This window comes from Halomicrobium sp. HM KBTZ05, assembly GCF_041530035.1.
Classification (GTDB): Archaea; Halobacteriota; Halobacteria; order Halobacteriales; family Haloarculaceae; genus Halomicrobium.
The window spans coordinates 1,785,231-1,810,455 of sequence record NZ_CP168057.1 but is presented as its reverse complement, the minus strand read 5'-3'; the positions used below and the strand labels follow the sequence as shown (position 1 = coordinate 1,810,455).

At 63.0% G+C, this 25,225-nt stretch carries 21 protein-coding genes; 16 read left to right on the top strand and 5 right to left on the bottom strand.

All coding sequences use genetic code 11. The annotated features are described in order from the left end of the window. Window positions 1–233 precede the first annotated feature (233 nt). The gene (locus ACAH01_RS09490) at window positions 234–1,478 is read right to left on the bottom strand and encodes a mandelate racemase/muconate lactonizing enzyme family protein (RefSeq protein WP_170094239.1); all 1,245 of its coding nucleotides are present in this window, start codon (window positions 1,476–1,478) and stop codon (window positions 234–236) included. A 180-nt stretch (window positions 1,479–1,658) separates the two neighbouring features. Between ACAH01_RS09490 and ACAH01_RS09485 the strand changes: the two genes are divergently transcribed. From ACAH01_RS09485 to ACAH01_RS09460, 6 genes are all read left to right on the top strand, one after another. Next, the gene (locus tag ACAH01_RS09485; protein ID WP_372479012.1) at window positions 1,659–3,134 is read left to right on the top strand and encodes a methyl-accepting chemotaxis protein; all 1,476 of its coding nucleotides are present in this window, start codon (window positions 1,659–1,661) and stop codon (window positions 3,132–3,134) included. 58 nt (window positions 3,135–3,192) lie between these two features. After that, the gene (locus tag ACAH01_RS09480; RefSeq protein WP_372479011.1) at window positions 3,193–4,158 is read left to right on the top strand and encodes a sugar phosphate isomerase/epimerase family protein; all 966 of its coding nucleotides are present in this window, start codon (window positions 3,193–3,195) and stop codon (window positions 4,156–4,158) included. A gap of 97 nt (window positions 4,159–4,255) precedes the next feature. Continuing rightward, a complete protein-coding gene (locus ACAH01_RS09475; protein ID WP_372479010.1) occupies window positions 4,256–4,978 on the top strand; it encodes a TIGR00266 family protein in 723 nt (240 codons plus the stop codon). 69 nt (window positions 4,979–5,047) lie between these two features. Continuing rightward, window positions 5,048–6,154: a Gfo/Idh/MocA family protein gene (locus tag ACAH01_RS09470; RefSeq protein WP_372479009.1), complete on the top strand. Its 1,107-nt coding sequence runs from the start codon at window positions 5,048–5,050 to the stop codon at window positions 6,152–6,154. Continuing rightward, the gene (locus tag ACAH01_RS09465) at window positions 6,151–7,248 is read left to right on the top strand and encodes a M24 family metallopeptidase (RefSeq protein ID WP_372479008.1); all 1,098 of its coding nucleotides are present in this window, start codon (window positions 6,151–6,153) and stop codon (window positions 7,246–7,248) included. The genes ACAH01_RS09470 and ACAH01_RS09465 overlap by 4 nt, the downstream gene beginning before the upstream one ends. Window positions 7,249–7,326: 78 nt before the next feature. After that, window positions 7,327–8,985, top strand: a complete 1,659-nt coding sequence (locus tag ACAH01_RS09460) for an alpha-glucosidase (protein WP_372479007.1) — start codon at window positions 7,327–7,329, stop codon at window positions 8,983–8,985. Here the strand turns inward: ACAH01_RS09460 and gfcR are convergent. Together gfcR and ACAH01_RS09450 are read right to left on the bottom strand one after the other, a co-directional pair. Further along, window positions 8,982–9,614, bottom strand: coding sequence for a transcriptional regulator GfcR (gene gfcR, locus ACAH01_RS09455; protein WP_170094246.1), 633 nt, complete (start codon window positions 9,612–9,614; stop codon window positions 8,982–8,984). The genes ACAH01_RS09460 and gfcR overlap by 4 nt on opposite strands. Window positions 9,615–9,970: 356 nt before the next feature. Beyond that, the gene (locus tag ACAH01_RS09450) at window positions 9,971–10,762 is read right to left on the bottom strand and encodes a hypothetical protein (protein WP_170094247.1); all 792 of its coding nucleotides are present in this window, start codon (window positions 10,760–10,762) and stop codon (window positions 9,971–9,973) included. 269 nt (window positions 10,763–11,031) lie between these two features. On the opposite strand from ACAH01_RS09450, the gene ACAH01_RS09445 reads away from it, so the two are divergent. Then, window positions 11,032–12,108 carry a TrmB family transcriptional regulator gene (locus ACAH01_RS09445; RefSeq protein WP_153553336.1) on the top strand — a complete coding sequence of 359 codons (1,077 nt, stop codon included), beginning with the start codon at window positions 11,032–11,034 and terminating at the stop codon, window positions 12,106–12,108. A gap of 278 nt (window positions 12,109–12,386) precedes the next feature. Here ACAH01_RS09445 and ACAH01_RS09440 read toward each other — a convergent pair whose 3' ends face one another. Both ACAH01_RS09440 and ACAH01_RS09435 read right to left on the bottom strand, forming a co-directional pair. After that, a complete protein-coding gene (locus tag ACAH01_RS09440) occupies window positions 12,387–13,211 on the bottom strand; it encodes an IS5 family transposase (RefSeq protein ID WP_372479006.1) in 825 nt (274 codons plus the stop codon). Between the two features lie 156 nt (window positions 13,212–13,367). Then, window positions 13,368–14,120, bottom strand: coding sequence for a hypothetical protein (locus ACAH01_RS09435; protein WP_372479005.1), 753 nt, complete (start codon window positions 14,118–14,120; stop codon window positions 13,368–13,370). Between the two features lie 328 nt (window positions 14,121–14,448). Between ACAH01_RS09435 and ACAH01_RS09430 the strand changes: the two genes are divergently transcribed. The 9 genes from ACAH01_RS09430 (at window position 14,449) to trmB (ending at window position 25,223) form a co-directional block, all read left to right on the top strand. Beyond that, window positions 14,449–15,837, top strand: a complete 1,389-nt coding sequence (locus ACAH01_RS09430) for a serine/threonine protein kinase (protein ID WP_372479004.1) — start codon at window positions 14,449–14,451, stop codon at window positions 15,835–15,837. A gap of 851 nt (window positions 15,838–16,688) precedes the next feature. Continuing rightward, on the top strand, window positions 16,689–18,233 hold the full coding sequence (locus ACAH01_RS09425; RefSeq protein WP_372479002.1) for an extracellular solute-binding protein: 1,545 nt from the start codon (window positions 16,689–16,691) through the stop codon (window positions 18,231–18,233). 77 nt (window positions 18,234–18,310) lie between these two features. Beyond that, on the top strand, window positions 18,311–19,300 hold the full coding sequence (locus tag ACAH01_RS09420; protein ID WP_170094249.1) for a carbohydrate ABC transporter permease: 990 nt from the start codon (window positions 18,311–18,313) through the stop codon (window positions 19,298–19,300). A 1-nt stretch (window position 19,301) separates the two neighbouring features. Beyond that, window positions 19,302–20,294 (top strand): carbohydrate ABC transporter permease, encoded by a 993-nt coding sequence (locus ACAH01_RS09415; RefSeq protein WP_372479001.1) that lies wholly within the window; start codon window positions 19,302–19,304, stop codon window positions 20,292–20,294. 2 nt (window positions 20,295–20,296) lie between these two features. Beyond that, the gene (locus ACAH01_RS09410; RefSeq protein WP_170094251.1) at window positions 20,297–21,478 is read left to right on the top strand and encodes an ABC transporter ATP-binding protein; all 1,182 of its coding nucleotides are present in this window, start codon (window positions 20,297–20,299) and stop codon (window positions 21,476–21,478) included. A 2-nt stretch (window positions 21,479–21,480) separates the two neighbouring features. Continuing rightward, entirely contained in the window at window positions 21,481–21,687 is a 207-nt protein-coding gene (locus ACAH01_RS09405; RefSeq protein WP_372478999.1) for a hypothetical protein, read from the top strand. A gap of 49 nt (window positions 21,688–21,736) precedes the next feature. Beyond that, a complete protein-coding gene (locus ACAH01_RS09400) occupies window positions 21,737–22,801 on the top strand; it encodes a Gfo/Idh/MocA family protein (protein WP_372478998.1) in 1,065 nt (354 codons plus the stop codon). Window positions 22,802–22,947: 146 nt separating this feature from the next. Continuing rightward, a complete protein-coding gene (locus tag ACAH01_RS09395; protein ID WP_170094254.1) occupies window positions 22,948–24,012 on the top strand; it encodes a glucose 1-dehydrogenase in 1,065 nt (354 codons plus the stop codon). Between the two features lie 158 nt (window positions 24,013–24,170). Beyond that, window positions 24,171–25,223 carry an HTH-type sugar sensing transcriptional regulator TrmB gene (gene trmB, locus ACAH01_RS09390; RefSeq protein WP_170094255.1) on the top strand — a complete coding sequence of 351 codons (1,053 nt, stop codon included), beginning with the start codon at window positions 24,171–24,173 and terminating at the stop codon, window positions 25,221–25,223. Window positions 25,224–25,225: the final 2 nt, after the last annotated feature.

Below are 25,225 nucleotides of genomic sequence, written 5' to 3'. Positions count from 1 at the left end.
GCTATCACTCTCGACTACAAGTAGGTATCGACTCCACGACATTTGGGCCCGGGTCACTCCACTACGGATCGTCGAACACCGCTGAGCTTTGCTCAGCGAGCCCGACGAAGCTCGCTACGCTTCGTCGAACGAGTCGAATCGGAGACTCGCCGGTTCGATCCGACTACTCGGCCGGATCGAACGCCGACAGACTCGCTGCGCTCGCCTGTCGGGCTTGATGAAGCGTCACTCCGTTATGCTTCATCAAACAGCGTCTCGCCGTCGACCATGTGTTCCTCGACGGCGTCCATGTCCAGCGTGAGGCCGAGGCCGGGCGCTTCGGGGATCTCGATGTAGCCGTTTTCGATGACCGATTCTTCGACCAGGTCCTCCCACCAGCCCAGCTCGTAGCTGTGGTACTCGACGGCCAGCGCGTTCGGGATGGCGGTGCCCACGTGGGCGCTCGCCATCGTCGCGATCGGGGAGGAGACGTTGTGCATCGCGACGGGGATGTAGTACTGGTTGGCCACGTCGGCGATCTTCTGGGTCTCGCGCATGCCGCCGACCTTCGGGAGGTCGGGCGCGATGATGTCGACGGCCTGGTTCTCGATCAGTCGGCGTTCCTCGGTGACTCGATAGCGGTTCTCACCGACGGTGATCGGCGTCTTCGTGGACTTGGTGACCTCTTCCTGCACTTCGAGGTTCTCCGGCGGGACGGGGTCTTCGAGCCACCACACGTCGTACTCCTCGATGGCGTCGGCCAGTCGCTTCCCGGAGCCACCGGAGAACGTCCAGTGGCAGTCGAAGGCCACGTCGGCCTCGTCTTTGACTTCCTCCGTGACCTTCTCGACGATCTCGGCCTTGTGGCGGATCTCGCCCGGCCGGAGGTGGCGGTTCGCGCGGTCTTTCTCTAGGCCGCTTGGCACGTCGAGGTCGAACTTCAGGGCGTCGTACCCGAGTTCGTCGACGACGCGGCGGGCCTCGTCGGCACAGGCGTCCGGGTCCGCCTCTTCCTCGGTGTGACAGTCACAGTAGACGCGCACCTCGTCGCGGTACTTGCCACCGAGCAGCTGGTAGGCCGGCACTTCGAGGATCTTGCCGGCGAGATCGTGCAGCGCGATCTCGATCCCCGCGATCGCGGTCACGGTGATCCCCTCGACGGAGCCCTCGCCGGACATCTTCTGGACGAGGTGCTCGTAGAGTCGGTCGATGTCCAGCGGATTTTCGCCGATGACGAACGGCTTCATCCGTTCGATGAGTTCCGGCACGCCGGCTCCCCAGTAGGCCTCACCGGTGCCGACGACGCCCGCGTCGGTGTAGATACGTACGAGCGTCCACGGGAAGTTGCCGTCGACCATCGTCGTCTGAACGTCCGTGATCTCGACGTCGCGGCCGCCGCCGCGTTTGGCGGTGACACCCATCGTCTCGGCGGACAGCTCTCGCATCGTGTACTCCGCGTTCGGGTCGTGCAGATCCGCGTAATCGATGTCGTTTCCCATGTCCGAACGTTCCGACTAACCCCTAAAAAGATATTCCATCCAGTGTTCCAGCGTCCACGCCGACGGTCGGCAGAATTATCAGCGCCTGAAATGGGACCATACATCACTTTATACCCGACGCAGTATGTGACACAAGACCATGTGTCGGGCCGAGAGAACTCTCCCGAAAACGTGTCACTCATGATAAATGAACTCACTTCGAAACGGGGTGTCGGACTCGCCGTCGGCGGACAGTTCTGTCACGCACTGTATCAGATACTCCTCGCCGCCGTCGCACCGAGCGGTCTGTACGTCCCGCTGGCGGTGCTGGGCGTCGTCGCTGCCGGTGGGGCTGGCGTCTACTCCGTCCGGCGACTGTCCGGACGGCTGCACGATCTGACCGACGAGGTCGAGGCTCTCAGGGCCGAGACGGAGACGATCGAATCACGCCGGTCGACGCTCGAAGCGGAGCTTCAGTCGATCCGAGACGAACTCGAAACGGCCCGGTCTTCGCTTCCAGAGACCGCGGGCGAGGCGGCCGCCGCGCCCGACGGCGGCGTCGCCGCACAGAACGCCGCGACGATCGAAGAACTGGACGACTACATCGCGCAGAGCTGCGAGATTCTCGACGCCGCCAGCGAGGGCCGACTGGGACGGAGGATGGCCACCGACACGCCGTCGGACGCGCTGAACGAACTCGGCACGGAGTACAACGAGATGGCCGCGACGTTCGAGCAGACGATCCGTGCCGGCGGTGACTTCGCCGGGGACGTCGCGGGCTCCAGCGAGCAGGTCACCGCAGCGACGCAGGCGGTCAAGGACGCGAGCAGCAACGTCGCGGAGTCGGTCCAGGAGATCGCCGACGTATTCTACGAACAACACGAGCAGATCTCACAGATCAGCGACGAGATGGGCGAGATGTCGGCCACGATCGAGGAGATCGCGGCCTCCTCGAACGAGGTCGCCGAGATGGCCGACAAGACCGAAAAACGCACCGTCGAGGGGATCGAGTCCGGCCGCGAGGCCCGGGAAGCGATGGACGAGACCTCGGAGCGAACCGAAGACGTGGTCGAGTCGATCGAGGAGCTCAACGACCAGATGGACGAGGTCGGCCAGATCGTCGACCTCATCGACGACATCGCCGAGCAGACCAACATCCTCGCACTGAACGCCTCCATCGAGGCCGCACACGCCTCTTCGGGAGCGAACAACAACGGCTTCGGCGTCGTCGCAGACGAGGTCAAGTCCCTGGCCGAACAGACCAAAGACGCGACCAACCAGATCGAGAGCCTGATGGACGAGATTCAGGACCAGACCGAGCAGGCGGCCGACGAGATCCAGGCGATGCAGGGCTCCGTCGAGAAGGGCCGGACGACCGTCGAGGAGAACCTCGAATCGCTGGAGTCGATCATGGAGCACGTCCAGCGGACCTCCAGCGGCGTCAAGGAGATCAGCGACGCGTCCGACGACCAGGCCGCCAGCTCGGAGGAGGTCGCGTCCATCGCCGACGACGCCGCCGAAACGTCCCGCGAGAACGTCGAAGAGGCCGAACACGTCGCCGCCGTCGCCGAAGAGCAGAACCTCGCGCTCGGCGAGATGTACGTCAACGTCAAGATGCTCTCCATGCGCTCTCAGCAGCTCTCGACGCTGTTCGACCGCTACTCCATCGAGGAGTGACGCCGGCCGCGTGACCCGTCGCCAGGGTTTTATTACAACGACCATTGTAAACTCGTTCATGGACGTAGGTGTACTCACCGTCCCGCTGGGTGACCAGTCTCTCGAAGACGCGCTCTCCTATCTCGACGGCATCGGCGTCGACGCCGTCGAACTCGGCTGTGGTGGCTTCCCCGGCGACGACCACCTGCCGCGCGATCAGTACCTCGACGACGAGGACGCACAGGCCGAGCTACACGCCCTGCTCGACGAGTACGAGATGCGAGTCAGCGCGCTCGCGACGCACAACAACCCGCTGCACCCGGACGACGAGCGCGCAGCCCGCGCCGACACCGAACTCCGCGAGGCGATCACGCTGGCCGACCAGCTCGGGGTCGACGCCGTGACGTGTTTCTCCGGGCTGCCGGCGGGGAGCGACGCCGGCACGGTCCCCAACTGGATCACCGCGCCGTGGCCGAACGAACACGCCGAGGCCCTGGAGTACCAGTGGGAACTGGCCGTCGACTACTGGTCCGAGCTGGCCGAGCACGCGGCCGACCACGACGTGCAGGTCGCTATCGAGATGCACCCCAACATGCTCGTCTACGAGCCCCACGGGCTGCTGGACCTGCGCGAGATGACCAACGAGTACGTCGGCGCGAACTTCGACCCCTCGCACCTGTACTGGCAGGACATCTCGATCACGGACGCGATCCGACTGCTGGGCGAACGCGACGCCATCCACCACTTCCACGCGAAGGACACGAAAGTCTACGAGGAGCGGGCCCGCACGCGGGGCGTACTCGATACGACCGCCTACACCGACGAACTGGAGCGCTCGTGGCTGTTCCGCTCGGTCGGCTACGGCCACGGGGAAGAGCACTGGCGTGACGTGGTCTCGACGCTCCGGATGGTGGGATACGACGGCGCGCTCTCGATCGAACACGAGGACTCGCTGACCTCCGCCACCGAGGGCCTGGAGAAGGCCGTCGACCTCCTCGACGACGTGATCTTCGAGACGACGCCCGGCCAGGCACACTGGGTGTAGCTCGCCGAAGTCTCTCGTGTCGCTGGGAACCGCTGGACCGTTCTTTCCAGCGGCACGCTTATTGTAGCACTCTGTGAACGCCGTCCCAGGTGATACGATGGAGTTCGAACTCACACACCGCCCGTCCTACACGCACGTCGTCGTCGAACTCGGCAGCGGCGAGACGATCCTCGCCGAGCCCGGAGCGATGACGACCCACTCCTCCAACATTTCGATGGACACGACGACGAGCAACGAGGGGCTGCTCAGCTCCGCGAAGTCGATGCTCGGTGGCGAATCCTTCTTCGCCAACGAGTTCACCGCCACGGATGGCTCCGGCATGGTCACGCTCGCCCCGCCCACGCCCGGCGACGTGATGCAGTACGAACTGTCCGACGAGACCATCTACGCGGTCGACGGCGCGTGGCTGGCTTCCGAGCCGTCGATCTCGATCGAGACCGAGTTCGGCGGCCTCAAGTCGATGCTCGCCGGGGCCAGCATCACGCCCCTGACCCTCGAAGGCACCGGGACCGTCTTCGTCGAGGCATTCGGCGGCCTCGAATCGATCGAGCTCGGGGCCGGCGAGAGCTACCACGTCGACAACGAGAACGTCGTCGCCTGGGACGGCTCGGTCGACTTCGACGCGCGGCGTCCCGGCGGGATGAAGTCGACGTTGCTCAGCGGCGAGGGGCTCGTCTTCGAGTTCACCGGACCGGGCACGGTCTGGTACCAGACCCGCGGGCTCAACGCCTTCGCCTCGGCAGTCGCGGAGCTGCTCCCCGGCGGTGACAGCGGCGGGGCCACCAGCGACGGCGGCGTCGACGTCGACGACTTCCTGTAGCGCCCGTCGTCGCCCTCTGGTGTGGCTCCGAGGACAAGAACTATACTGGCCAGGGAGCGAACCCCGAGTGTGACACTCGACATCGGTATTCTTGGCTATCGGTTCATGGGCAAGGCCCACTCGAACGCGCTCGACCGCCTGCCCATGTTCTTCGAGGACGCACCGCAGACGAACCGCGACGTGCTGGTGGGCCGCGACGAGGCGGCGCTCGCCGACGCCGCCGACACGCTCGGTTTCGATCGGACCGCGACGGACTGGCGCGAGGTGGTCGACGAGGTCGACGTGTTCTACAACCTCGGACCGAACCACGTCCACGCCGAGCCCTCGATCGCGGCACTGGAAGCGGGCACGCCGGTCTTCTGTGAGAAACCCCTCGCGCCCACGCTCGCCGCGGCCGAAACGATGGCCGACGCCGCGGCGGGCGTCACCGCCGGGACGGCGTTCAACTACCGCTTCGTGCCGGCACTCCGGTACGCGCGCAATCTGATCGACGACGGCGAACTCGGCGAGATCCACCACTTCCGCGGACGCTACCTCCAGGACTGGCTCGTCGATCCCGAGGCCCCCTGGAGCTGGCGCAACGACGAGGGGATGGCCGGCAGCGGCGCGCTGGGCGACCTGGGCGCGCACACGGTCGACCTCGCGCACTTCCTGCTCGGCGACACCGCGGGCGACATCGAACGGCTCAGCGGCCACCTCCGGACGTTCGTCGACGAGCGCCCGGTCGAAGGGAGTGGTGACACTCGTGAAGTCACCGTCGACGACGCCTACAGCGCCCAGGTCGAGTTCGAGTCGGGCGCGATGGGCACGCTCGAGGGGTCGCGCTTCTCGAACGGGCACAAGAACGACCACACGATCGAGATCGAGGGGTCGGCTGGGAGTCTGCGGTTCTCCCTCGAACGCCTCAACGAACTGGAGCTCAAGCGCGCTGACAACCGCGGCTTCGAGACGATACTGGTGACCGACGCCGACGATCCATACGTCGACCACTGGTGGCCGCCCGGTCACGTCCTCGGCTGGGAACACACCTTCGTCCACGAGAACTACGAGTTCCTCACCGCCGTCCGGGACGGCACCGACTACGAACCGAGCTTCGAGGACGGGCTCCGCGCCCAGCGGGTCCTCGACGCGATCGAGCGCAGCGACGAGCGCGGCGAGTGGGTGAGCGTCGCATGACCGACGTGACCGTCGCGCCGCTGCTCGATCGGCTGGACGACTACCTCGAACGGGAGGGACTCGAAGCGGTCTGGTTCGCACGGCCCAACTCCTTCGCGTGGCTCACCGGCGGCGGGAACAACATCGTCGACCGGGCGACCGACATCGGGATCGCCGCGGTCGGCTACGACGGCGACGAGCGGACCGTCGTGACCAACAACATCGAGGGCCAGCGGCTGATCGACGAGGAGGTCGGTGACGTGCCCGTCGAGACCGTCGAGTGGTACGAGGACGGTGTCGCCGACGCGATCCGTGCACACAGCCCGCAGCCCGCGGCCGCCGACTTCGACGTCGAGGGGTTCGACACCGTCGAAGCGCGTGATCTGCGACAGCCCCTGACGGCCGACCAGATCGAGCAGTACCGTTCGCTGGCCGTCGACGCGACGAGGGCGTTCGAGGGCGTCCTGCGCGACGCCACCGCTGACGCGACCGAACGGGAGATCACGGCCGACATCCACCGCGAGCTCGAAGCCGAGGGGATCTGGGCACCGGTCGTCCTCGTCGGCGGGAGCGAGCGCGCGCCCGCGTATCGACACTACACGTCGACAGAGACGGAACTCGGCGACTACGCGCTGGCGAGCATCACGGCGATGCGGGACGGACTCTTCGTCAGTACCTCCCGGACGATCGCCTTCGACGCCCCAGAGTGGCTGGCCGAACGGACCGACGACGCCGCCCGCGTCGAGACCACGGCGCTGGCGGCGACCCGGCGCGTCGGCCGCGAGGGAGGGACTGCCGGCGACGTGTTCGCGGCCGTCCAGGACGCCTACGCCCAACTCGGCTGGTCCGGCGAGTGGAAGAACCACCACCAGGGCGGTGCGGCCGGCTTCGCCGGTCGCGAGTGGATCGCGACGCCGACCCACGACGCGCCGGTGTTCCTGCCGATGGCGTACTCGTGGAATCCGACGGTCCAGGGGGCAAAGAGCGAGGACACGCATCTGGTCACCGACGAGCGCGTCGAGCCCATCTCGGTGACCGGAGAGTGGCCTCGGACGACGGTCTCGGCCGTCGGGGCCGACCTGACTCTCGACCGCCACGACGTACTCCACCTGTAGCACCCGGCCGAGATTTGTTTACAACTGCTGTTGTATCTCTTGCAAAGGTCTAAGTAGGCACTCTCTAGTGGTGCTCGTATGGCACAGGAACGCACCTGGTGGAAGGAGGCGGTCGTCTACCAGATCTACCCCCGCAGCTTCTACGACGCGGACGGCGACGGGATCGGTGATCTGCAAGGTATCATCGAGAAACTGGACTACGTCGCCGATCTCGGCGTCGACGTCATCTGGCTCAACCCGGTCTACGACTCGCCCCAGCGTGACAACGGCTACGACATCAGCGACTATCGGTCGATCGACGAGACGTTCGGCGACATGGACACCTGGCGTCGACTGCTGGACGAGATCCACGCCCGCGACATGCGCCTCGTGATGGATCTCGTGGTCAACCACACGTCGGTCGACCACGAGTGGTTCCAGCGATCGCGACGCGGCGATCCGGAGTACGAGGATTTCTACCACTGGCGAGACACCGACGACGGCCAGCCGCCGAACAACTGGGACTCCTTTTTCGGCGGGTCGGCGTGGGAACACGACGCGGTCCGGGACGAGCAGTACCTCCACCTCTACGATACGAGCCAGCCGGACCTGAACTGGGCCAACGAAGACGTTCGCGAAGCCGTCTACGAGATCGTCGACTGGTGGTTCCAGCAGGGGATCGACGGCTTCCGCATGGACGTGATCAACCTCCTCTCGAAGGCCGCGGGGCTCCCGGACGGCGACCCCGACAGCGAGTGGGTCGGCTCCGAGCACTTCGTCGACGGACCCGAACTGCTCGACTACCTCGTGGAACTCGAAGAGCGCGTCCTGTCGAACTACGACGGGCTGACCGTCGGCGAGATGCCCCAGTTGACCGTCGAGCAGGCACGGACCTACGCGGGGGCCGACGGCCCGCTGGACCTGGCCTTTCACTTCCAGCACACGAAACTCGACTACGGGGACGACGGGCGCTGGTCGGTCGGCGAGTGGGACTTAACCGAGCTCAAGGCGATCACGGACCGCTGGCAGACCGAACTCGCCGACGACGGCTGGAACGCGCTCTACTGGGAGAACCACGACCAGCCCCGCGTCGTCTCTCGCTACGGCGACCCCGACGAGTACCGCCGGGAGTCGGCGACGATGCTTGGGACGTTCGTGCTCACGCTCCGGGGCACGCCGTTCGTCTATCAGGGCCAGGAGCTGGGGATGACGAACGCGCCGTTTCCGACGATCGAGGACCTCCGTGACGTCGACGCGATCAACCACGCCCGCGAGCTGATGGCAGAGCGCGACTGCGAGTACGACGCGGTCAGGTCGATCGTCGAGTACCGCACCCGCGACAACGCGCGGACGCCGATGCAGTGGGCCGACGACGACCACGCGGGCTTTACCGACGGCGAGCCCTGGATCGACGCCAACCCCAACTACCCCACGGTCAACGTCGAACGCGAGCGAGCCGATCCCGACTCGGTGCTGTCGTACTACCGAGAGCTGATCGACCTGCGCTCGTCGACGCCGACGCTGATCTACGGCGAGTTCCGCGATCTGCTACCGGACGACCGACAGGTGTACGCCTACGAGCGACGCCACGAGGACGACCGCGTCGTCGTCGTGCTGAACACGTCCGGGTCCGCGGCGTCCGTCGAACTCCCGGTCGGGGTACCCGAAGCGTGTCTCCTCTCGAACTACGACGGGTCTCCGACGGACCTCTCGGATGTCACCTTCCGGCCCTACGAAGCGGCCGTCTACCGCGTCTAGTCCTCGGAGCCGACCCGGATGACCTGCAGCAGCGAGTACACCGGGACGCCGTTCACGTCGCCGAGTCCCTGCTTGTCGGCCAGAACGACACAGGCGACGGGGTTCCCGCCCTGATTCCGGATCGCCTCGATCGTCTCCGTCATCGTCGTCCCGGAGGTGATCGTGTCGTCGACGACGTAGCAGTCCCGACCGCGAATCTGGGCGAAGTTCCGGGAGAACGAGCCGTCGAGCGACTGGTCGCTGTCGTCGTCCCACTGGTGCTTGCTGGGTGCGTACGTCCCCAGGTCGGCGTCGAGTTCGCGGGCGACAGTCGTCGCCAGGGGCGCGCCCGCCTTCTCGATCCCCATCACGAGGTCGACCGCTTCGCCCTGCTTGAGCAGGAGGTCGGCCATCGCGGAGCCGACCGCGGCGAGACGGCTGCTGTCCCTGCCGATCGTGCTCCAGTCGACGTGGATGTCGTACGGGCCGCCGTTGGGCTCGCTCGTCGAGTCGGTCCCGCTCCCGCTCTGCTCGACGAGCCAGCTCGCGGTCTCCCGAGAGACGTTCAGCTCGTCGGCGATCTCGCCCTTCGAAAGGCCGTGCTCTGCCAGATCTGCCGCACTCTCGATCAGATCGTCGATGTTCTTCATGGTGGTCCATCTGACCGGGAGGGATTAATACCCAGGGGGATCTCGACGACCCCGGACTCCCCACGTCCGACGACGGTCACCGCAGCGACGGCTCCGATCGTCAGACTTTTGCAACACCTGCTGTTAATCGGGAACGGCTGGGTACACAGACCGTCGTTCTCCCCCCGAACGACGGAGGCAGACACCCTTTCCCCCACTACATCTGCCGTTACCCCCCACACCAAACCCGGCCACCGTTCTGTAGTAGCCACCGTGGATCGGTGGCCGCCGCCGGCACGCTGTCGTGCGGTCTGGGGCCACGGTCCACACTATCGCTCGCCGCACACGGACAGCTGCCGGTCAGCGGGACCGCTGTGTCACTCTGGGTCGGGGAGCCGCAGGAACCGCTGCTCACACTCCGGGCAGACGAGCGTCTCGCGCGGTTTCTCGCGCGGATTCGTGTATCCGCCACAGCAGGACACCTCCGACGATCGATCGAAGGCGCTCCCACAGGCCGGACAGTCGGTGAGGAACTCCCGGAGTGGTCTGGCCATCGCGAGGCGGTCCGCGGGATCGTCGACGTGTGGTTCGAGCGCGCTGACGGCACCGAGTTCGGCGATCGCGACGTGGCGAGCGACGAGTGCAGTCTGTCCGCCGACGGCGAGCCACTCCTGTCCGTCCTGCTCGACCGGCCGTGCCGACGGCACGCTCGGTACCGACGCCAGTTCGTCTGCCAGGTCGTCGAGCGACTGGGACGCGAGCCGGTCCATCTCGGTGTGCCAGCGCCGCTCGAAGTCGGGATCGAGATACACGCGCTCTTCGTCGGCGTCGAGCAGACCGGCCCGTCGGAGTTGCCCGAGCAATCGATCCCCGTCTCGGGACCGGTCCGCGATCGATCCCGGCTCGTTGGTGTCGTGGAACCACGTCGTCGGGATCGGTGACGCCGCGACCAGTCGGGGCGCGAACTGCGGGGTGTAGGGGACGAGATACCCCCGGAGCCAGATCACGACGAGTCCGACGACGAGGACGGCGGCCCCCGCGAAGGGCTGTCCGAGCACGACCACGACGTTGACGGCGAGCCACAGCATCGCGACGTTGACCAGCGTACACGGGACACAGCGCCGCGAGCCGGTGTGTGCCGGATTCCGGAGCGCGCCGAGGACACTCATGGAGTCGTCGACGGCTGCCAGTGGCTTCAGCGTTGTCGAAGTCGACGTTGCCCGCCGCCACCAATATTTTTAACAACTGGTGTGGTTAGTAGTTGCATGGCCAACCAGTCGCTCGCGGCCGACGGACCCATCGACGGCGAGCAGCGACAGTCGGCGTCAGTCCGCCGGCCGCTCGCGGGCTCACCGCCGAACGGGGTGTCAGTCACGGGAACGGATGCCGTACAGAACAACGAACATATAACTCATCCTCCGGAAGCGCCAGTCAAACGATGAAAGACGACGATCTCATCGACGTTCTCGAAGACGCGGGTCTGTCTCCGTATCAGGCGGAGGCCTACGTGACCCTGCTCGAACTCGGGAGCGCCTCGGCGACCGACATCGCGGACGCGTGTGACGTGCCCGATCCGCGGATCTACGACGTGCTCCGTGACCTCGAGTCCAAGGGGTACATCGAGACGTACCAGCAGGACAGTCTCACGGCACGCGCCCACGACCCGGAGACGGTACTGGACGACCTCCGGTCCCGATCCAGCGAGTACCTCTCGGCGGCCGAAGAGATCGAGGACCGCTGGAACCAGCCCGCCGTCGCCGAACACGAGGTGAGCATCGTCAAGCGGTTCGAGACGGTGATGAACCGCGCCCGCGAGATCATCGACAACGCCGAGAAACAGATCCAGATCGCGGTCGACGTCGACCAGTTTCACTCGCTGAAGGACGCGCTCGGGGACGCACGCGACCGCGGCGTCCACGTCAAACTCAGCCTCTGTACCCGCGAGGGCGATCGACTCCCCTCTGAGGAAGCACTCGCGAGCGTCTGTACCGAAGCCCGCCACCGAGACACGCCTTCCCCGTTCCTCGTGCTCGTGGACCGACGGTGGACCTGCTTTGCGCCCCACAGCCAGTCCGTCAACGAGTACGGTGTCCTCGTCAGCGATCGGACCCACACGTACGTGTTCCACTGGTTCTTCCTCACCTGCCTCTGGGAGATCTGGGACACCATCTACACGCTCCGGACGCCGGAGACGCCGACGACGTACGTCGACCTCCGTCACTGCGTCCGCGACGTGGATCCGCTGCTGGAGGAGGGCGCGACGATCGTCGCGACCGTCGAGGGATACGAGACGGACACCCACGAGACCGTCACCCTCCACGGTCGGATCACGCGCGTCCGGTACACGGGCGAGACCGCCGGCCGCGACCAGCAACTCCCGCTGTCACAGCTCGCGGGTCGGGTGAGCATCACGCTCGAAACCGACGACGGACCAGTCGAAGTCGGCGGGTGGGGGGCCGTGATCGAGGAAGTCGAGGCCTCGGAGATCACGATCGAAGACGTTCGCTACGACTGATACTACCGGCTGTAAATCTGTGACCCATCTCGCTGGGTCGCACATCGCTCGACACAGCGGCGGCCGACAGTGTGAGATGCACGCCGTCGTTGTTTTCTGACGACCCTATTGGCAGTAACGCAGGGTGTCATAGAACTATTCACGTGGAATAGTTTTCAGGCGAGATGTATCGAATCAGCCCCTAAGTAGGGTTGCGTATCGAGCACCTGATTCATCCGCACCAGTCGTGAACTCAACCACCATGTAAACTGCCGTGTTGAATAGATACTGAGTCACGGTTAGAGTGGTTCACAGAGCGGTTCTATGTTGGAGACAGCGAACATCAGGACAATCTCACGGAACTGTCGATACCACCCGAGCGCTCGCACGGCATCGCCGAGCGAGCGCTTTGTTGTCGAATACGAAGTCTCGGCCATCCAGCGCTGAGAGTAGCCTTTTGACCGGATGAGTGCGTTGTGTCCTTGCGTCAGTGGTCTGGATCCACGCTGTAAGATGAGTGGTTCGACACCGAGTGTGTAGAACTCGTATTTCGTGATCCAGTTGTGGAGGGCCTTGTCAGCTGCGACGGACAGCAGGTCGTCCGCGTTCCGGCGGACGACCTGCGGCCCGGTTTTCGTATCGTGTTTCCACCGGGCCGAAATATGTACGTCAAGGACGGCAAGCGACTCTCTATCGGTTAGTGTCGTCACTTTCAGCGTTTGCACGTTACTTCCCGACCGCTGGCGGTAGTACGATGAGGCAGCGCGGCGGTCGAAGAACGTACTGTCGAGTGCGGCGTGGCCAGACTGCGGGTGCTGCTGCGCAGAAATGCGCAGCAGCGCCCGCCAGACCCACATTTCCAGCCGGTCGAATGATTTGTAGATCGTCGTGTAATCTGGCAGATCGTCCCGATCAAGGTTGAGGGCATCACGGATCTCCGCCATGTACTCCAACCGGTTCGGCGTTTCACGGTAGCTGTGGCCGTCTTCGAGCCGATAACAGTGCAAGACGACGTGGATCCAGCGGGCGAACCCGCCGCTGGCGGGCTCGCCCGCGTGCTTCCCCAACGCTTGTTTAGCCAGGTGCCGACACTGCTCAATGAAGTCGAGGAGATCGATCTCCATACCAAGCTCGATTTCCTCGGCTTCGCCCTTCTAATCCGTGATGTCAGCGATTAAATCGCTATTCAACACAGCAATGTAAACCACCTATGAAAATCCAACATGTGAAGCTGACCATTCTCTGACACCGCCGTTGACAGTTTACGCGGGATCGGGTCTTCACACGACAGGGAACCCAGCAAAGAACTCGTTAAGAGATCTCATCAATATTGGTCCGTCCTCGTCCTCAATCCCTGTACACACATTTGGAATGATCCCCTGATTAACCCATTTCTTTTCACCGATAAATACATCAGATGCATAGATGGCGTACGCGCAAATCTCCAGATCTACATAATCCTGTGTTTCGATATTCTCATTTGGCTGAATCTGCTTTGCGTGCTCCACAGTAAGCTGCCTTCTCACGTAGCCGAGTTTTGAGGCATCGCTTAATTCGACCCGCACCTGATCATCCTCCCGTTCGATATACCGCCAGAACGCAGCCATCTTCAAATAATTCTCCCCGCCTTCATTGTGGATGTCACTAAGTGCGCGTGACAAGGCCGGGAACTCGTTATCAGGATCCTGCTCCATCGAACGAAATAAGAATCTCAGTGTTTTTGCCGCCCCGAAGTCCAACGTGTCTTCCTTGAGGGTGTTGCGGATTTCGGGCGGAGAGATTAGCAAAGGGTCGTCCGAGTAAAGGTATTCGTCGGAATTATAGTCTTCAACAACAACGTATGTGTCGGTGATTTCGGCTATAATATCGCTTAGTCTGTCTTGCTGATTCCCCTTGGCAAGATCGACGAAATTCGGTCGAGTGAATAAAACATTGAATCCGTGTTTTCGCTTTGACTGCTTGAATTTAGAAAGGATGTGCTGGTTTTCCTTGAGGGCGATCCAGTGGTTAGTATCCAGGATCACATCCAACATTTGAATTCATGTTCCTGTTTGGGGGTTATTAGTTTTTGCAGGGGTGTCAAACAACCGAGCGTCGTTTAGTGTTTAATTCCTACCAACTTCCCACTATTTTGGTTGTCGTCCGCTTCCTCTTTAAGATTCCATGCTGGTGGGCGATATCTGTATGCTCTGTACTGACCGGGACGTGAGTTCCCTGTACTTAGCGATTCAACGAGAGCGTAGCAGCAGTATGAGAACTGTTCTATGACACCCTTGTAGTAGGCCAAACAGTGGGCCGGAGTCCATCAGCGTATGTAGGTTGTCAGTAAGATTTGAGTAGTGTTAGCTGCTGGGTGTGAATATGACTAACAGTGGGGATGGTGAGAAACTCTTGATGAGGACAGATGGTCAGGAACTTGCTCCGCTGAGAGGAACCGATTCGCTAATGAGTACATTAGATTCCACTCCACAATACAGTATACTAGAAATTGAATTTACTGTCATAGATGAGCGTAGCGGATTTATCTCCAGTCTTCTTAACGGTTCTGGGAAATCCTATCCGGATAAAAATCTGAGTGCGCAAATCATGGCAATTAAAGATCATATTGTGGTAAAGGATTTCGAAAGCCCATATCACACAAGGACGCAGGATGGGGAGTGGTTGCTGAAAGCTAACAATGAATGGATTAAGCCAATATTTGAAATAACGACTCTCAAGTTAGATGACTCTATGTACCGGTACACTGGAGACTGTCTTGAACAGGTTTCAGATTCCCCCGAATCTGAATCTCAAAATTCGACTGTCGAAACGAACACAACCGCCCGCGCGTCACAGTCAAATAATAACGAACAGGAAATAACAGAACGACCAAGCGATTCTGCCGTGCGTCTGCAAACAGAGTCTGTTCCCGATAAAATTCCTGCTAAACCGTCTGCCTCTGTCGAGTACGGAACCGTAACAGACGAGGAACCTATCGGTAGTGGTGGAAACGCGGACGTGACAAAGGCACGGCTCCCGACGCCTGACGGCGATGTTGCGGTGGCCATCAAAGAGCCCCGAATGGCTGGCACGCTGCATACAGAGGCGATCGAGCGCCTGCTTGAAGAGGCCAAAACCTGGGACAAACTGGACGATCACGACTACATCGTTGGCGTAGTCGATTATGGTAGCAAACCATTGCCGTGGATCGCGATGGAGTACATGGATGCTGGCCACCTCGGTGATAGATGTGGCGACCTGGAAACATCTCAGGCCCTCTGGACGGCTATCAGCGTTACGGAGGGTGTCTACCATGCCCATCGGCGAGGGATAGCTCATCTTGATCTGAAACCCGAAAATGTCCTGTTCCGGTCTGTTACGGATGCGTGGGACGTTCCAAAAGTTGCAGACTGGGGTCTGTCGAAGCACCTACTTGACCACTCCCAGAGTGTCGAGGGGCTATCTCCCCAGTATGCTGCTCCTGAGCAGTTCGACGAGGATTTTGGTTCGACAGATGATATCACCGACATTTACCAACTCGGTGCTGTTTTCTATGAGCTATTCACCGGTCATCCGCCCTTTGAGGGGAAACCGGCCAAGGCGATGCACAAAGTGTTACACGAACAGCCCACGCCACCAAGCCAACTCGCCAATGTCCCTGCAGGATTGGATGAAATATTGCACACAGCGTTGGCCAAAGAAAAATCTGATAGGTATGACGATATTGTCTACCTTCGCGACGATCTTCAGGACTTGCTTGTTAATCGGTGAATTACTGCTGTATCCGGTGTCCTCCGGCGTGTCGGGTGACTTCAATAAAAATCAGTCGTGCAAACTATCTGCAAGGTTTCCTGTCTGGGATCGCGACCACTACCGCGAGATCCACGAACGACCACAGCAGACCCAACGACTGGCGGCGTTCACGTCCCTGGCAGTAGTATATCTCGCGATGCTCCAACTGTCGGCGTCGGTCGGTTTTCCAGCGACCGGGGCAGTCATTGCGACACTCTTGGCCGTAGTCTATCTGTACCGCAACGACATACCGTCGTTTCTGAAAGAAGATCTGTAGCTACTCGTCATAGCGTGTCATAGAATACGTCTCACACCCTCTACGTCGTGATTCTAATCATTCATCTCACGCCTAAGTGAGCGAGACACTGCATTTCACAATCCATTTCAGACGGAGCTGTTCGAAATCTTCTGGTTGGGAACTATTGTATGACAGGCTCAGTAACGCCGTGAAATATTCGCCTCCCCGGAGTATCGGAATCGTTCACAGATGGTCAGCCGACAGTACGACCGCCGTCACGAGAGACACTCGGGACATCGCTTCGACGCTGGAACCGTCGTTTCACCGATCGCTGGCCCGGTACGCTCTCGTTACCGACCGTTTTCACCCCCTGTTAACGACTGAGAGAAACTAACAATTAGTTTCGCGTGTAACGTCTCTGTTCGCCGCGGTAGGCCGGTTGTTTATAAATGGTGGCCGGATAGCAGCTGCCTTCTTCGATATCATAACAAAAAATATGTGGTATAGGGGGTGTGTATAATCTCTGTTTACAACAGGTGTGGTTAACTTTCGGCAACGCTTAAGTAGGATGGCTGCAACTCAACGAAAGACGATGTCAAATAACCACTCAGACGACGACGGACAGCGAAGCAGTGTCTCTCGACGACGGTTCGTCGCAGCCAGCGGTGCATCGGGCGTCGCGGCGACACTGGCCGGCTGCGCTGATCTGGTCGGTGGCGGCGACGGTGGCAGCGACGGCGGTGACGGCGGCGACGGTACCGGAACGACGACGGGCGACGGCGGGAGCGACGGCGCGACGACGATTCAGTGGGGTATCGGGCCGACTGCCGTCCAGACGGCCGGCGAGGAGATGAAGACGGCGCTCCACGAGGCCGGTGGTCTCAGAGACGACATCGAGATCGAGTGGGTCCCGAGCGCCTCGGACACGGGCGAGGTCCGGTCGAACTACAACCGCATCCTCAACGCGGACCAGAGCGATCCCGACATCTTCCAGATGGACAACGGCTGGGTGAACATCTTCATCCAGCGCGGACTGATCCAGAACCTCTCGGAGACGCTCCCGGAGGACCTCCTCTCGGACATCAACGAGAACTACTTCAGCGGGTTCACCGACACGGCCCGAGAGCCGTCGTCGGGCGACCTCTACGGTGTGCCGCTGTTCCCCGACTTCCCGACGATGCAGTACCGCAAGGACCTCGTCGAACAGGCGGGCTACGACCCGGAAAGTGAGAACTGGGCGACCGAGCCGATGACGTGGGAGGAGTGGTCCCACGTCGTCGCCGACGTGAAGGACAACGCCGACGCCGAGTACGGCTTTACGACCCAGTGGGACATCTACGAGGGCACCGCCTGCTGTACGTTCAACGAGGTCATGTCCTCGTGGGGCGGCGCGTACTTCGGCGGCCGCGAGAACCTCTTCGGTCCGGTCGGCGAGCGGCCGATCACGGTCGACGAGCCCGAGGTTCACAACGCGCTCAACATGATGCGGAAGTTCGTCCACGACGAGGAGTTCGACGGCACCTTCGCAGACTACGCCGGCAACATCGCGCCGACGGACATCCTCGGCTGGATCGAGGAGCCCTCTCGCTCGCCCTTCGCCGAGGGCGACGCCGTGTTCCACCGCAACTGGCCGTACTCGCTCGCGCTGACCGGCCGGAACCCCGAAGAGACCGACGACCCCGCACTCGGCGAGGACCTGGGTGCGATGCCGATCCCCTACGCCGTCTCCGAGAGCGAGGCCGCCCAGCCCGGAACCGGTGGCACGACCTCGGCGCTCGGTGGCTGGCACCTCACGTTCAACCCCAACAGCGACAACCTCGACGTCATCGACGAGGTCGTCTCCGCCGTCATGGAGCCGGACTTCGCCCTCGAACTGTTCCGACTGCAGGGGTGGCTCCCGCCCCGTCCCGAACTGTTCAACTCCGACGAGGCCCGGAACGTCGCACCGGTCGGACGCTACATGGACACGCTCCAGGTGGCCGGTGAGAACGCGATGGCACGGCCGGTCACGCCGGTCTGGAGCCAGCAGTCCAGCGACATCGCTCAGTCGGCCAACAGGGTCGTCGGTCAGGAGACCTCGGCCGAGGACGCGATGGCTTCGCTGACCTCCAGTCTCGAAGCCACCGAACAGAACTGAACCCAGCGCCTAGCTTTACAACTCTGGTATGTCATCACTAAACATGGATGGGTTGTCGATATGAGAGGTGACCGCCCGTGAGTACCGAGACGGCGGGTGGTGAACGCGAATCACGCCGCTCGGGGCCACTGGTTCGTGTCACCCGCTGGATGGAGAACCTCAGCGACACCACCTACGCGTACCTGCTCTTGACGCCCGTGTTCGTGTTGTTGGGGAGCATCGCTATCTACCCCCTCCTGCGGACCTTCGAGATGTCGCTGTTCGCGCAGACGTTTACCGGACTCGGCGAGTTCGTCGGCCCGGGGAACTACGTCGACCTGTTCACCGGGAACATGGATCGGTACCTCCCCGGACAGCCGACGTTCCTGCCCCAGAGCTTCGGCATTCAGGGTCTCGTGACGAGCGCGCTGACGATGACGCTGCTCTTCGCGTTCGTGAGCGTATTCTTCGAGACGATCATCGGCATGGGGCAGGCGCTGATCCTCGACCAGGACTTCTACGGTCGCCGCTGGATCCGTGCTGCGATCATCATCCCGTGGGCGGTACCGGTCGTCATCCAGGGGATGATGTTCTACCTGATGTTCCAGCCCAGCATCGGATTCCTGACGCCGCCACTGGCAGACCTCGGCCTGCTCGCACCCACGAACACGCTCAACGACCCGGCCAGTGCGACGTTCGTCATCATCGTCGCCGACATCTGGAAGACCTCGGCGTTCATGGCGCTGCTGATCCTCGCCGGCCTCCAGAGCATCGACCGTGGCCTCTACGACGTGGCGAAAGTCGCCGGGGCCTCGAAGTGGCAGCAGTTCAAACACATCACCTTCCCGCTGATCCTGCCGACCATCGCCGTCGCGGTGTTGTTCCGGTCGGTCGCGGCCATGCGGGTGTACGGGATCATCGACATCGTCTCCAGCTGTACCGTCGTGCCCTCGCTGTCCTGTATGGTCGTCGAGTCCTTCTTCTCGGGCTTCAACGCGGCCGCCGGGACCATCGCGTTCACGACGGCGGCGATCATCGGGCTGGTCGTGATGTCGCTGATCCTCTGGCAGGGAGAGGAGGCGATCTAACATGGCGACGATAGACGACACCGACGAGCCGGACGGACCGCTCAACCGCTGGGTCCAGCGGGCGATCGAAGACCCGGAACGCGTCTACCGGGCGCTGTTCTACACCGCGATGATCTTCTTCATGGTCACCACGCTGTTTCCCTTCTACTGGCTGCTGGTGCTGGCGGTGACGCCCAACAGCGAGATCATCGGCGGCGGTTTCATCCCCGAAATCGAGCTGTTCGGGGCGACGGTTCCGTTCCCGCTGCCGGTCCCGCAGGGGTTCAATCCGGGCGCGTTCGTCGACGTGTTCAGAGAGATTCCGTTTCACCTGTACATGCTGAACAGCTTCGCGCTGGCGGTGACGACGACGATCATCGTGCTCGTCGTCGCCAGTCTGGCGGGCTACGTCTTCGGCCGCCTGGAGTTCCCGGGCCGGGCAGTGCTGATGCTCGCGATCCTCGCGATCAGCTACTTCCCGCCCGCCGCATTCGTCGTCCCGCTGTACGACGTCTTCGCCGGCAACGCCGTGAACATCCCCTTCACGGACGTGGCGCTGTTCCAGTCGATCGAACTACTGAACACGCCAGGATCGATGGTGCTTCCCTTCAGCGCCCTGTTCATGCCCCTGTCGATCTTCATTCTGACGACGTTCTACGGCCAGATTCCGGACGGACTGGAGGACGCGGCCCGCGTCGAAGGGACGACTCGACTCGGCGCGCTGTTCCGGGTCATCATGCCGCTGTCGGCCCCCGGCGTGGCGACCGCAGCGGTCCTGACGTTCATCTCGGTGTACAACGAGTACTTCTTCAGTTCGATCATGGCGACCTCCCCACAGGCCGGGAACTGGTCGCCCCTGGTCGGCGGGATCCTCAGCTACCAGACCCAGTACACCACCTCGTTCAACCTGATGGCGGCGGCGAGCGTCGTGGGCGTGCTCCCGATGCTCGTCCTCGTCGTCGTCGCGCAGGAACGCATCGTCAGCGGACTAACCTCGGGAGCACTCAAGGAGTAATCATGGCAAGCCTCAAACTCGAACACGTCACGAAACGCTACGAAGACGTCACGGCAGTCGACGACATGAACCTCGACATCGAAGACGGGGAGTTCGTCTGTCTCGTCGGCCCCTCGGGCTGTGGGAAGTCGACGACGATGGAGACGATCGCCGGTCTCACCATTCCGACCGAGGGGAAGGTGTACATCGGCGACAGAGACGTGACGAACCTGCCGCCCAAGGACCGTGGGATCGCGATGGTGTTCCAGAACATCGCGCTCTTTCCCCACATGGACGTGTACGACAACATCAGCTTCGGCCTGCGTCTCAGAGACTTCCCCAAAGAGGAGATCGATCGCCGCGTCGAGCGGGCCGCCGACATCGTGCAACTGGAGGGGATGCTCGAACGGATGCCCGACGAGATGTCCGGCGGGCAGCGCCAGCGCGTCGCGATCGCGCGTGCGATCGTCCGGGAGCCCGACGTGTTCCTGATGGACGAACCGCTGGCGAACCTCGACGCCAAGCTCCGGGTCCACATGCGGACGGAACTCCAGCGACTCCACAAGGAACTGGACACGACGATCATCTACGTCACCCACGACCAGGCCGAGGCGATGACGATGTCCGACCGCATCGCCGTCCTCGACACCGGGGAACTCCAGCAGATCGATCCCCCGCTGGTCTGTTACAACGAGCCGACGAACCTCTTCGTCGCGGGCTTTATCGGCTCGCCGTCGATGAACTTCGTCAACGGGAGCGTCGGGGCCGACGCGATCGAGACGCCGAACTTCTCGATCGAGTTCGATCCCGCTCGCGTCGACGGGCTGGCACCGGGCGACGACGTGACCGTCGGCGTCCGGCCCGAAGACGTGTACCCGGTGCCCGAGGCCGACGACGTCGCCCACCCCACCGCCGCGATTCAGGCACGTTCGGACGTGCTGGAGCCGATGGGCGACGAGATCTTCGCGTACCTCCTGCTTGGCGACGGCGAGACCTCGATGTCACAGGAGGCCGCGACGGACGATCAGTTGCTCATGAGCATCGAACCGGACTCAGATATACGGGAGGACGAGGCGGTTAGCGTCGTGCTCGACCGGCGAAAGATCCACCTGTTCGACGACGCGACCGGCGACGCCATCGCCCACGGAATCGTCGACGTGACGGGCGACGGATCGGCGGGCACACGCGCGGAGAGTGACGACTGACCATGGTCGCCGACACCGCCGCGCTGGTGTACTGGAGCGGGATGGTCGCCCTGTTTTTCTTCTGGGTCTACGGCATCGTGTCGTTCGCCTTCGACCTGCGCAACAAGATCGTGCCGGGCATCCTCCAGTACCGACGCGGTCGCCGCAAGCGCAAAGCCGAACGGGAACGAGAACAGGAGCGAGAGGAAAAGGAACAACAGCTGTACTGAATAATTCCCGAGCGTTTTTATCCCCGTCCCACGGAGGCACGGACAGAGAATGACTGACATAGAAGACGTTCGACTCGGATTCGTCGGACTCGGCAACATCGCACACCTCCACGCGGACCAGGTACTCGACGTCGGGGGGACGGTGGCCGCCGGCACCGACATCGACGAGGAGGCTCGCGACGAGTTCGCGGCGGCCTACGACGCCGACGTGTACGAGGACGAGGACGCGATGTACGAGCACGTCGACGCCGTCGTCGTCTCGACGCCCAACACGTTCCACGAGGAGTACGTGACCAGCGCGCTCGAAGCGGGACTCTCCGTGCTCGTCGAGAAGCCACTCGCACACTCTCTGGAGAGTGCTGAGCGGATCGCGGACGTGGCGGCCGACGCCGAGGGCTTTTGCATGGTCGGGTTCCACAATCGCTTCCGAGGGCCGGTCCAGGTTCTCGACCAGTACCGCCAGGACGGCGAACTCGGTGACGTCTCTCACGTCGAAGCGAACTACATCCGCCGACGCGGCGTCCCCGGCCGTGGCAGCTGGTTCACCCGAAAGGAGGTCTCCGGCGGCGGCGCAGTCATCGACATCGGGACCCACGCCATCGACGTGGCGCTGTACCTGATGGGCTTCCCGGAGATCGAGGAGGTCTCGGCCCAGACCCGCGCGCAGTTCGGTCCGGACGACGACTACACGTATCTGAACATGTGGGGCTACGACGAGGGTGCCGGCGGCTTCGACGTGGACGACTCCGCCACGGCGTTCGTCCGCTGTGCGAACGGCAAGACGATCTCGCTCGAAGTCGCGTGGGCGAGCAACCGCTACCCGAGTCAGGAGCTCGTCGTTCGGGGCGACGGCGGCGGCGCGCACCTCGATATGGCCGACGACTCTCTGACCGTGCTCGATACGGCCGCCGACGGCGCGGCCCACCACCGTGACACCGAGATCGAGACCGCAGACCAGGAGGCCCACGGGCTCGAACAGGAGTACTTCCTCGAACACGTCGCCAGCGGAGACACCCCGGCGATGAACACGATCGAGGAGGGGCTGACCGTCCAGCGCGTGATGGACGCGATCTATCGGTCCAGCGAGGCCGGCAAAGCGGTCTCGGTGGAGTAACTCTCCTCTAATTGCGGTCCGTTCCGGAGGGCGACCCGCGCTGCCAGCAGCCACAGCGCCGTCTGTCGGCACGAAAGGCGCAAATTACGCCAGACAGCGCGAGAGAGGAAGACTTAATCCCCGGTACTCACATCTTCCGACCACGTATGAAAGCTGTCGCAATCCGTCGCGGGAGCGACGAGCCAGAACTGATCGAGAAGCCACGGCCGGAGCCAAAACACGGCGAAGCGCTGGTTCGGACGCTCCGAGTCGGTGTCGACGGCACCGACCACGAGGTGCTGAGTGGTTCCCACGGCGGGTTCCCCGAGGGCGAGGACCACATGGTGCTGGGCCACGAGGCCGTCGGGGTCGTCGAGGATCCCAACGGCACCGGCCTCGACGAGGGCCAGTACGTCGTTCCGACGGTCCGGCGCAAGCCAAACGGCGAGACCAACGAGTACTTCCGTCGCAACGAGCCGGACATGGCCCCCGACGGCGAGTACTTCGAGCGCGGGATCGTCGGCGAGCACGGCTACATGTCCGAGTACTTCACCAGTCCCGCAGACTTCCTGATCCCCATCGAGGAGGAGATCGCGCCGTACGGCATCTTCGTCGAGCCGCTGTCGAACACGGAGAAGGCCCTCGAACACGCCCGCGCGACTCGCTCCGCGTTCGACTGGTACCCCGAGTCGGCCGCCGTGCTGGGCAACGGTCCGCTCGGTCTGTTGACGCTGTGGCAGCTCACCCAGGAGTTCGACCGTGCCTACTGTCTCGGTCGACGCGACCGGCCCGACCCGACCCTGGAGTTCATCGACGAGGTCGGCGCGACGTACATCGACTCCCGCGAGACCCCGGTCGACGAGATCCCCGACGAGTACGAGGGGATGGACTTCATCTACGAGGCGACCGGCTACGCGCCCCACGCGTTCGAGACCGTCGAGGCGCTCGCGCCCAACGGCGTCGGCGCGCTACTCGGCATCCCCAGTTCCTGGGACTTCGAGATCGACGGCGGCTCGCTGCACAACGACATCGTCCTCCACAACAAGTGTCTGTTCGGCTCGGTCAACGCCGGCATCCGACACTTCGCGGAGGGGGCGGCAGTCGTCGAGGCGATGCCCGACGACCTGCTCGATCACCTCGTGACGACGGTCACCGATCCGGAGAACGTCGAGCCGGCCTTCGAGGACGGCGACGACCAGATCAAGGCGATCGTCGAGTTCGAATCCCCCTGACACTGCCGGCTATCACTGTTGCAAGCTATTCGCGACCACGGCGAAACTTTTCACAGACGGACAGCCGGCAATGTGAGACGGATCGCTGTCGGAGTGATCGCGGGTCCGGAAACGTAGCTGTCGGAAGACTTAGTTGGCGCGTCGGTCAACCGATTCGTATGCCCCGCGACGACCTCCGGGACGCACTGGAGCAGGTCATCACCGTCTTCGATCTCGGTGAGTACGAGGTTACGGCCTACCTCGCGGTGCTGGAACACGGCGAGCTCTCCGCGTCGGAGCTGTCCGAGCACACGGACATCCCACAGCCACGGGTCTACGACACCGTCCGCAGTCTCAGCGACGTCGGCCTCGTCGAGCTGAAAGACAGCCGACCGATGACGGTGCTCGCGATCGATCCACGGGAGGCTTTCGACGACGTGCAGTCTTCGCTGGACTCCCTCGTGGACGACCTCTCGCGGCGCTACACCGCGCCGACGCGCAAACCCGAGGCGGTCTCGCTGGTGAAGTCGCGCCCGACGATACTGCGCTATCTCGAAGACATCATCACTGCCGCCGAGTACGAGCTGATGCTGTCGTTGACCCCGCGGCTGCTCGACCGGTTCGAGGACGCGCTCCGGTCGGTCCACGACGAGGGCGTCGCCATCGAGATCGTCGTCTCGCCGGCCGCCAAAGCACCGCCTGCCGGCGAATTCGACTACCGGGGCCTCGCCACGACCGTCAAAGGCCGTCGCGGGATCACGACGCCGGTCGTCGCCGTCGCCGACGGCAACTACTCGATGTACGCCACCCGAGAGAGCGTGCGCGGGAACAACGACCGCTACGGCGTCATCTTCAACCGCTCCGAGCTTGGCTTTCTCGTCTCGGGCTTTCTCAACACGGTGCTGTGGACGACCGCCGAGACGATCGTCGGCAACGGCGAGGACCTGTCGTTTCCCCGGCGCTACGGGACGATCCGACGGTGTATCTCCGATCTGCAGGCCCTCGACGGCGAGTTCTACGCGGCCATCGAGGGACGGGACGTCGAGAGCGGCGATCCGCGCGTCGTCGAGGGCCGGATCGTCGAGGCCGAGTTCGGCCGCAACCGCGAGGTCGCGACCCTGACGGTCGAAGGCGAGGACGGACGCGTCGCCGTCGGGGATCGCGTGGCGGCCTACGAGGACATCGAGGCGTTCACCATCAGTGTCGGCCGCGACGAGCCGCCGACGACGTAGCG